Annotated in this window: 9 protein-coding genes and 2 pseudogenes; 5 read left to right on the forward strand and 6 right to left on the reverse strand. The window is 65.7% G+C overall.

Annotation, left to right across the window (positions count from 1 at the left end; genetic code table 11):
* Positions 1-75: 75 nt before the first annotated feature.
* From Q1B08_RS18470 to Q1B08_RS18480, 3 genes are all read left to right on the forward strand, one after another.
* Complete coding sequence (locus Q1B08_RS18470; RefSeq protein ID WP_299822101.1) at positions 76-432, forward strand: DUF1127 domain-containing protein; 357 nt, start codon at positions 76-78, stop codon at positions 430-432.
* Between the two features lie 260 nt (positions 433-692).
* Positions 693-1,442: a sulfite exporter TauE/SafE family protein gene (locus Q1B08_RS18475; protein ID WP_299822103.1), complete on the forward strand. Its 750-nt coding sequence runs from the start codon at positions 693-695 to the stop codon at positions 1,440-1,442.
* A gap of 110 nt (positions 1,443-1,552) precedes the next feature.
* Positions 1,553-1,915 (forward strand): PRC-barrel domain-containing protein, encoded by a 363-nt coding sequence (locus tag Q1B08_RS18480; RefSeq protein ID WP_299822105.1) that lies wholly within the window; start codon positions 1,553-1,555, stop codon positions 1,913-1,915.
* 381 nt (positions 1,916-2,296) lie between these two features.
* On the opposite strand, the gene Q1B08_RS22115 is transcribed toward Q1B08_RS18480, so the two are convergent.
* The 4 genes and pseudogenes from Q1B08_RS22115 to Q1B08_RS18495 all read right to left on the reverse strand — a co-directional run bounded on the left by Q1B08_RS22115 (position 2,297) and on the right by Q1B08_RS18495 (position 5,626).
* Positions 2,297-2,413 carry a twitching motility protein PilT gene (locus tag Q1B08_RS22115; RefSeq protein WP_366140054.1) on the reverse strand — a complete coding sequence of 39 codons (117 nt, stop codon included), beginning with the start codon at positions 2,411-2,413 and terminating at the stop codon, positions 2,297-2,299.
* Positions 2,414-2,509: 96 nt separating this feature from the next.
* The gene (locus Q1B08_RS18485) at positions 2,510-2,731 is read right to left on the reverse strand and encodes a hypothetical protein (RefSeq protein WP_299822107.1); all 222 of its coding nucleotides are present in this window, start codon (positions 2,729-2,731) and stop codon (positions 2,510-2,512) included.
* Between the two features lie 503 nt (positions 2,732-3,234).
* Positions 3,235-4,527, reverse strand: a complete 1,293-nt coding sequence (locus tag Q1B08_RS18490; protein WP_299822109.1) for a cation:proton antiporter — start codon at positions 4,525-4,527, stop codon at positions 3,235-3,237.
* 349 nt (positions 4,528-4,876) lie between these two features.
* Positions 4,877-5,626: pseudogene (locus Q1B08_RS18495) on the reverse strand (IS5 family transposase).
* 345 nt (positions 5,627-5,971) lie between these two features.
* On the opposite strand from Q1B08_RS18495, the gene Q1B08_RS18500 reads away from it, so the two are divergent.
* The gene (locus Q1B08_RS18500) at positions 5,972-6,463 is read left to right on the forward strand and encodes a nucleoside deaminase (RefSeq protein ID WP_299822111.1); all 492 of its coding nucleotides are present in this window, start codon (positions 5,972-5,974) and stop codon (positions 6,461-6,463) included.
* Positions 6,464-6,480: 17 nt separating this feature from the next.
* Here the strand turns inward: Q1B08_RS18500 and Q1B08_RS18505 are convergent, their stop codons facing one another.
* Positions 6,481-6,840, reverse strand: a complete 360-nt coding sequence (locus tag Q1B08_RS18505; protein ID WP_299822113.1) for a hypothetical protein — start codon at positions 6,838-6,840, stop codon at positions 6,481-6,483.
* 48 nt (positions 6,841-6,888) lie between these two features.
* Positions 6,889-7,368 carry a polysaccharide deacetylase family protein gene (locus Q1B08_RS18510; RefSeq protein ID WP_299822115.1) on the reverse strand — a complete coding sequence of 160 codons (480 nt, stop codon included), beginning with the start codon at positions 7,366-7,368 and terminating at the stop codon, positions 6,889-6,891.
* A 265-nt stretch (positions 7,369-7,633) separates the two neighbouring features.
* Between Q1B08_RS18510 and Q1B08_RS18515 the strand changes: the two are divergent.
* Positions 7,634-7,839, forward strand: a pseudogene (locus Q1B08_RS18515) (IS256 family transposase); the annotation flags it as partial.

The raw sequence follows: 7,839 nt of genomic DNA on the forward strand, positions 1-7,839 counted from the left end.
CGGACATCCGCGAGCCGGCCACGGTCGCGCGAGCGCATCCGTTCCGGCTTCCCTATTCTCGACATGGAGCACGACATGCATCCCAACCTCATCCACCAGAACGACCTGTCATCCCGACCCCATGCCCGTCCACGCCGCACGAGGCCGGAGCCCGGCCCGCTGCGCCGGTGGCTGCGACGCGTGGGCCGGCAATGGATGCGGCGCCGGATGATCGCCGAGTTTCAGGCGCTGGACGACCGGATCCTCCGGGACATCGGCATCGCGCGGGGCGATATCCGGAGCATCGTCGACGAGCTCTGCGACCGGGAACTGTCGATGGTGCCGAGGGCAAGGGTTCCGGAAGAGGCGCAGAAGTCCGGCGACCTCCAAATCTCGGAGCCATCGTCGGGCGACGTCCATCAGCCAGACGCAATCTGCCGCCTAGCGGCGTGACGATTTTCGACACGGCCCCCGCGTCACCCTTGCCGGGTGATGCGGGGAACATGCTACCGGGCTGCACCCCGTCGGGAGTCCCACCGATCTTACTTTTCTACGGACGAGCCCTCCCGGACGCGGGGCTTAGGGTAGGCGGTATCCCTCGTCTCGCGCGGAGCCCCTACGGGCTCGCGTGACGTTGCGATCACCGGGGAAAAGACGTAGCCGACGCCGTTTGCAGCGGAACGAGCAGGCACGACAGGCAAGGAGGCATCACGATGACGCTGCTCGAAGAGCTGCTCCTGGTTGTCGCGGGTCTGGCCGCAGGCGCGATCAACGCCGTCGCGGGCGGCGGCACGTTCTTCGCTTTCGGCGCGCTCACGCTGGTGGGCCTGCCGCCGATCACCGCCAACGCGACCTCCTCGATCGCTCAGTTCCCGGGCTACGCCGCCAGCGCGCTGGCCTACCGCCGCGAGCTCGGCCCGCTCTGGCGCAGGCTTGTCCCGCTCGTCGTCGTCTCGGTCGCGGGCGGGCTGATCGGAGCTTTCGTCTTGCTCGCGCTCGACAACGACCAGTTCGGCGCGCTGGTGCCGTGGCTCCTCGTCGCGGCGACGGCGCTCTTCGCCTTCGGGCCGCGGCTGACGCGCGCGATGCTGGCGCGCGACCTCGCCCTGCCGCGCCCGCTCGGCTGGGCGGTGCAGTTCGTGGTGGCGATTTATGGCGGCTTCTTCGGCGGCGGCATGGGTATCATGATGCTGGCCTCGCTGGGGCTGACGGAAGGGTCCGAGGACTTCCACCACCTCAACGCCATGAAGACGCTTCTGTCGGTCGTCACGGCGGCGGTCACGCTCGTGGTGTTCTCCTCGGGCGGCGCGGTGTCCTGGCGCGAGGGCGTGGTGATGCTGGCCGCCGTGGCCGCGGGCGGCTGGGGCGGCGTGGCAATTGCGCGCCGTGTGCCGCAGCCGGTGGTGCGGAGCTTCGTTATCGCCGTGGGGCTCCTGCTGACTGCGTATTACGCCGTGGGCTGAGAGGCGCCTCCGCCGGCCCCGGCTGGAACACGGGCCGCGCGGGCCGGACGGAACAAGCTGGCCCTGCGCTCGTTGTGACCGGCAAGATACTGTAGTAGCAAGGTGATCCCATGCGTCGTCCCCTCCTCGCCATCCTCGTGTCGCTCGCATCTCCCGCCCTCGCACAGACTGTGCCGCCGCTCGTGGAGGTCGAGGACGAGAGCATGATCGTCGAGTCCTTCGGCATCAACGTCGACGACTTCGAGGACACTGACATCGTGGACGCGTCGGGCGACGTGATCGGCGAGGTGGACGAGGTGCTGATGGACGCCGAGGGGCGCATCGTCGCCGTGTCGGCGGAGGTCGGCGGCTTTCTCGGCATCGGCGACAAGGAGGTTGTGATCGAGCTCGGGATGCTCGTGGCGGACGGCGACAGGCTTCGCATCGATATGACCGAGGAGCAGGTCGAGGCGCTGCCCGCTTGGGACGACTGACCGCTCGCTGGGCGACTTGCCTTGGCAATGTCCATGGGTCTGCGCCCGCTCGATCCAGCTAGGGTTTGATGGATTGGCGTGATGGGCGTCGTCCCCCCCCCATGACGCTAGCTAGCACACGTACTCGAGCCGCAGCCCGTTTACCTCGACGTTCCGCCACTTCCAATCCGTGGTCAGCGCCAGCATGCCGAGTTGCAGCCCAAGCGCTATGCAAAATCGGTCGCGCAGGCCTCGGCCGTACTGCTTCGTTTACGGGTAGAGGGCCTTAGCGGCGTAGGCTGCCTCTCAGTCGTGCACATGGACATTGAGACCCAGATCTTGGAGCACCACCTGTACCTTCTCCGGCGACGCACCCTCGCAAAGCATCTCCTTGGCCACCTCCTACAGGTTCACCGTCGATATCGCCGCCCGGCCGATGTATTGACCGACTGTGTCTCCGCCGGGTTCCTCGCGCAGCATCGCGAGCACGGCAGAGGCGTCGAGGACGACGTCGCTCACGCTGCACCTCCAGCCCGGTCGCCACCCGACTTCCTTCCCCTGCCCTCGTCCCCATCCGCCTCGTGCAGCGCGACGCCGGCCTCGTCCGCTTCGGCCTCAACGCGCCGGTCGCGCAGGAAGTCCTCCGTCGTGCGCGGCGTTTTGACCGCCGAGCGGTACAGTTCCCGTGCCCGGCGCGCGCGATGGCCGAGCGGCTCCAAAGCGCACCACGTCACCCTCCACCGTCAGGTGCACCTTGATGTCGACCGTCAGTCCCATGGCGTCGCGCAAGGAACCGGGCAGGATCAACCGGCTGTTAGCGGCTACGCGGACGTCCATGATGTTCTCCACAGTCTGGGTGCAGCGACCGGGATGGCTCTTCTCGTGGAAGCGACCATAAGATCGGATTGCCAACTAGACCGAACCCCTCACGATCGCGAGGCGCGGTCCAGTATCAGGCCGTGGCACCCATCCGCAGTGCAACCAAACGAGGGGTTGCTTGCCCATGCTGCGTCGCCTCACCGCCTGTAGCTCGCGCCACTTTCTGGCTGGGTTCTGTCGTCGCTACTCGTCCGATGCCTCCTCGGCAGCGTTGGCCTTGAGCGCGGCGTAGAGGGCGGACTTGCCGATCTTCACCCGCGCCGCAGCCTCGGACGAGGTTCTCGTGGACGGTAGTGGCCGCATCGTCGCCGTGTCGGCTGAGGTCGGCGGCTTTCTGGGCTTGGGCAACAAGGAGATTGTGATGGATCTTGGCATGCTCATGCGCCAAGGCGACGTCCTCGCCGCGGACATGACCGAGGAAGAGGTCGAGGTCCCGCTTGGGACGACCGAACCGCGCGGCTTCATCCTCTCTCGCCCCGCCTCCCGTGCCGGTCCCGGCGCGGATCGTGGCGCAGGGCGAAGGTAGGGACGAGATCATGCTCCGACGCCCCGCCTTCGGGACGCTTCACCATCCGCCCGTAGAGGCGCGCCAGCGGTGCGGCGCTGATCCCGTGCAGCAGGATCGAGGCCGCGACCGTGACCAACACCGTCAGCCGCAGGTCGTCGAGACCGGGGAAGATCGTATACTCCTCAAGTACCAGCAGCAAATAGATCACCGAGGCCATCCCACGCGGCCCGAACCAGCCTAGGAACGCCACCGTCGCCGGACGCAGGCCCGTCCCTAGGAGCGCCAGCGCCACCGGCCCCATCCGCAGCACCGTCAACGCGAGGGCGGCGAACACCCCATGTCGCCAGCTGAGGCCCGCGAGATCAGGCAGCAGGACTGCCCCGAACAGCACGAACACCGCCAGCGCCAAGAGTTGCCCCTCCGCCTCGCCGAACGCGCCCGCCGCTCCGCGAAGGCGCCCCCCGCGCGCAGCCACCATCAGCCCGCAGGAGAATGCCGCGAGGAAGCCATTGCCGTCCACCGTCTCGGCCAGTCCGTAGGCCAGAAGCGGCACCGCCAGCGCGGCAAGGCGCAGGTAGGTCTCGTCCATCCAGCCGCGTGCCGTCGCTTGCTCGCTCGCTCGCGCGGCAAGCCAGCCCACGGCCGCGCCGACCAGCGGCCCAAGCAGGAGCTGCGCCGCGATGAAGGCAGCCCAACCCTGCGCGCCCCGCCCCTCGGCACCCGCCGCCAATGTTGCCACCACCAGGAGCGCGGGAAAGGCCAGCCCGTCGTTGAGCCCCGACTCGACATTGAGCGCCTGTCGCACGCGCAGCGGCACGGCGCGGTTCGACATCACCGCCTGCCCCAGGGCCGCGTCCGTCGGTGCCAGTGCCACCGCCAACACCGCCGCGCCCCAAAGACCGAGCGCGGGAAACAGCAGCCACGCCGCCCCCGTGCCTGCCAGCATCGTCAGCGGCAGGCCGATCGCCAACAGCCGGATTGGGATCGCGTGCCGGCGGTCCAGCGCGGTGACGTCGATGCGCGAGGCGTCGATGAAGAGCGTCAGCGCCAGCGTGATCTCCGCCAGCTTCAGGATGAACTCGCTATCCGTCGACAACTCGACGAGCCTCAGCCCGTCGGCCCCGATTATCAGGCCGAGGGCCGCGAACGCCATCGGCGGCGAGACCGCGCCTGTCTGCGCGCGCGCCGAGACGCAGGCGAACACCAGAAGCGCGGTGGACAGGATCGCGATCTCGACGGGCTCCATGGGGTCTCCGTTGGGCAAGGCGCGTGTGCCGTGATACCTATCGCACAGCGCGCAGGGGCGTCACGTTAGGTACGTCGCCTGCGGTGCGCCGTAAGAACGGAGTTGAGGTATGATCACAGCCCTCAAGATCGCCACGATTGTCGATCGCCCCACATTTCCTCGCGATCCTTCTGGCACGCATGGCTTTCGGCCTGCCTGCGCGCGAAGCCGAGCCGTCCGCCGCGCTGCCCTTGTCCGCGATCGGTCCCGTGACGGACGCGCTGCGGGGCCGGTCCGCGCGGCATCCCGGCCGCACTGGCATCTCCTTTAAGGTTCCATTCGAAATTGTCCTGCTGATGTCAGGCATTTATCAGTAGACGTTGACGCGCCGAATATGGACAATGAGGAGCCATGCCTCGGCGCTGACGACGGTCTTCTCCCAATCCTTCGCCATTCGCTGGTACCGTCCGAGTCACGCGAGGATGCGCTCGACCGCCCAGCGGCTCGGGATAACCTCGAAGCCTTGTGTGGTGTCGGACGGTTTGACGATCTGCATCGTCCAGCGTCCAATCCTGTCCAGAGCGCCCTTCAACTTTGGTCCGGCATAACTGCCCTCGGCGAAGACATGGCGCAGAAGCGAATATTTGGCGGAGATGGATTTCAGCAGGCTCTGCGCTCCGTCGCGATCCTGAACATCGGCGCCATGCACGGCGAGGCTCACCCGAAGTCCGGTCGTGTCGGTGACGATGAGGCGCTTGCGCCCCCTTGTTGCGCTTGCCAGCATCATAACCGCTAACCTCTCCGCTTTCGGTGGTTTTCACCAATTGCGAGTCGATCACGTCCGCTGTCGGATCGGTAGCGCGCCCGTCTGCCTGTCGTGCCGCCCCGACGAGATGACGGTTCAGCTCATCGAGCAGCCCGTTGTCCGCCAATCTTCGAAATACCGCTGCACCGTCGAGACTGGCGGGAAGTCATTGGGCAACATCTGCCACTGACACCCAGTCGTCGGGATATAGAGGATCGCATCGAAAACGTCGCGCAGATCGGTCGTTCGTGGCCGACCGATCCTTTTGGGCGATGGCAGGAACGGAGCGACCAGCGCCCACTCCGGGTCGGTCATATCGCTTGCGTAACTGCCGCCGCTGCGCTCATGTCGGCGCCGGCTGAATTCAGTTCAGGCCATCGTGATCTCTGTTCTGTTTCACACGCGAACAAATTTACCGGCCGAGAATTTCACCCAACTCTTTTGGAATCAGCTTCCTAGAGGAAGGTGCAGACGCCTTCGTCGTGCGCGTGCCGCTGGTCCATGCGGTCGTCTCCCTGATCTGCGCGCACTACTACATCTGGTACGACGACCTGACGGGGCTTCTTTTGCTAGACGCGTTGCGACGGGTGGCCGACCGGGACGTGCGCGTGCGGCTCCTGCTCGACGACAACGGTACGGGGGCAGTACAAAGAGGAAACGATGGGGAAAGATCAGGTGGATACGAACATCAAGTATATCAAACGTTGCATAGAATTAGCATCGGAGGCGTTGGAAGCTGGAGACGAGCCGTTCGGCTCAATCCTGGTCTCTGCCGACGGCCGCGTTCTGCACGAGGCCCGCAACCGGGCCATGACCGGTGATCCCACACAGCATCCAGAGTTCGAGCTGGCTCGGTGGGCGGCGCAGGAATTGCCGGTCGAAGAACGACGGACGACCGTCGTTTACACTTCGGGCGAGCATTGCCCGATGTGCGCCGCAGCCCATGCCTGGGCGGGGCTGGGGCGCATCGTCTACGCCAGCTCGTCGAAACAGCTGGGCGAGTGGCTCGTTGCCTTCGACGCGCCGCCGCTTCCGCTCGCGCCGTTGGGGATCCCAGACATCGCTCCGGATGTCCCGGTGGAGGGGCCGTTTCCAGGGCTCGACGAGCGGGTACGCGCATTGCATGCCCGTTTCCATGGGGCCGTCGGCTAACGCATTGAGGATATGCTTCACTTGGTCGGGAACAGACTCCGATAGTGCTTGGCGATGGCACCGGGGGTGGTGAACCATACGTCGTCCCCGGCGCGCTCCCGCAGCTTGGTCAGTGCCTCTTCCAGATACCCGAACCGATGTGCCTGCCCCATGAGGTAGGGGTGAAGCGCAATCCCCATGACCACCGGACCGTTCGCGCATTCGCGCCTGTGCAGCTCGAAGGCCGACAAGATCATGGCGGCGAACTCATCGGCTTCGCGCATGCGGGCCATAAGTTGCGGGACGTCGTTCAACTCTTGGGGATAGGGTACCGACAGAATCGGCCCGTGCTCGGTACGCATCCATACGGGCTGCTCGTCATGCGCCCAGTCGAGCAAGTACTCATAGCCGGCCTGCCGCAGCAAATCGGGCGTGCGACGCGATTCCTAGATCAGCGGCACGAGATAGCCCTTCGGCGTAGTCCCAGTCGCCTCATGCAACCGCGACCGTGCCTGTTCGATCATTGCGCGCTCTTCATCGACCGGCAGCTGACCGGGCGCCTCGGAATTGGTGCGTCCATGCGCCACGATCTCGTCACCCCGCGCCATGAACCGCTCGACGATCTGAGGGGCGTGGTCGGCGACGGCGTCGTTCAGGAGCCCCGCTACCGGAACGCCGAGCCGGTCGAACAGGTCGAACATCCGCCAGATGCCGACGCGGTTGCCGTAGTCACGCCAGGTGTAATTCATCACGTCCGGCGCCGGCTTGGCTTGTGCAAGAACCGCGCCTCCCTCGTTGTCGAATGAGAACCACTCGACATTGACCCCGATATGGACGGCCAGGCGCTTGCCTCCGGGCCAGTCGAAGTTTGGTTGCTTGGTGATGGGGGAGAAATCGTAGCGGTTATGGTGGGTGAGGTCTGACAAGGGATGCTCCTGTTCGAAGACGCTGGAAAACCGATACGGCCGCACCCGGGTTCGGGCTGTGTCGGTTTGAAATACTTCTGGCAATGCCTGAAAACAGTATGACCCTAGAGGGCGTTCGTTCTTCCTGTGTAAGACGCCGCGCCGCTTTGCGTCCCATCAGGAAAGCGATTGAGTAACGCGCGAAAGTTGGTGATGCCCTGAGGGGCGGCATATCAAGGCGGTGTCGAAGCGCCGTCAATTCTCAGCCGAGAAAGGGATATGCCACATGTCGGACGATACCATTACCCCGCTGCCCGATCCATCGGGATTTCCGCCGGATCCGCTGACCGATCTAATTCGGGGCGGTGCGCGCAAGCTGATCGAGCAGGCTGTCGAGGCGGAGCTTGCCACGCTACTGGCGGCCTTCGCCGACCACAGGCTCAAGGACGGACGTGCCAGGCTGGTGCGCCACGGGTATCTCCCGGAGCGCGA

This window comes from uncultured Jannaschia sp., from assembly GCF_947494025.1.
Taxonomy (GTDB): Bacteria; Pseudomonadota; Alphaproteobacteria; order Rhodobacterales; family Rhodobacteraceae; genus Jannaschia.

Bases quoted from the DNA above. Each gene is read 5' to 3' on its own strand.
- Q1B08_RS18470 (WP_299822101.1), top strand. From the start codon at position 76: ATGCATCCCAACCTCATCCACCAGAACGACCTGTCATCCCGACCCCAT.
- Q1B08_RS18475 (WP_299822103.1), top strand. From the start codon at position 693: ATGACGCTGCTCGAAGAGCTGCTCCTGGTTGTCGCGGGTCTGGCCGCA.
- Q1B08_RS18480 (WP_299822105.1), top strand. From the start codon at position 1,553: ATGCGTCGTCCCCTCCTCGCCATCCTCGTGTCGCTCGCATCTCCCGCC.
- Q1B08_RS18485 (WP_299822107.1), bottom strand. From the start codon at position 2,731: ATGGACGTCCGCGTAGCCGCTAACAGCCGGTTGATCCTGCCCGGTTCC.
- Q1B08_RS18490 (WP_299822109.1), bottom strand. From the start codon at position 4,527: ATGGAGCCCGTCGAGATCGCGATCCTGTCCACCGCGCTTCTGGTGTTC.
- Q1B08_RS18500 (WP_299822111.1), top strand. From the start codon at position 5,972: ATGGGGAAAGATCAGGTGGATACGAACATCAAGTATATCAAACGTTGC.